We start from the raw sequence: 230 nt of genomic DNA, 5'->3' as shown, positions 1-230 counted from the left end.
GTCAAATTCGAGATAGCATGGGAAATCATCATGACGTGAGAAAAACTCAGCAAGGACGCCATCGGCACGGCTTTGGCCGAACTTGAAGGCTGGTCGCTGGCGGCCGTCGGCGCCTCCATCAAGCGCAGCTTCGTCTTCAAGAATTTCTCCGAGGCCCTCGCCTTCATGACTCGCGTGGCTATGGCCGCCGAAAAGATGGATCATCACCCCGACTGGTCGAATGTCTACAA

The 230-nt window shown here is 55.7% G+C and carries 1 pseudogene; it reads left to right on the top strand.

Annotated features, from left to right (window positions below):
- Window positions 1-30 precede the first annotated feature (30 nt).
- Window positions 31-230 (top strand): annotated as a pseudogene (locus KVT37_RS33260) (4a-hydroxytetrahydrobiopterin dehydratase); the annotation flags it as partial.

This window comes from Mesorhizobium sp. GbtcB19, assembly GCF_019091085.1.
Classification (GTDB): Bacteria; Pseudomonadota; Alphaproteobacteria; order Rhizobiales; family Rhizobiaceae; genus Mesorhizobium.
Note: the sequence above shows the minus strand (reverse complement) of the source record. Positions and strands in the feature narration are given on the sequence as shown.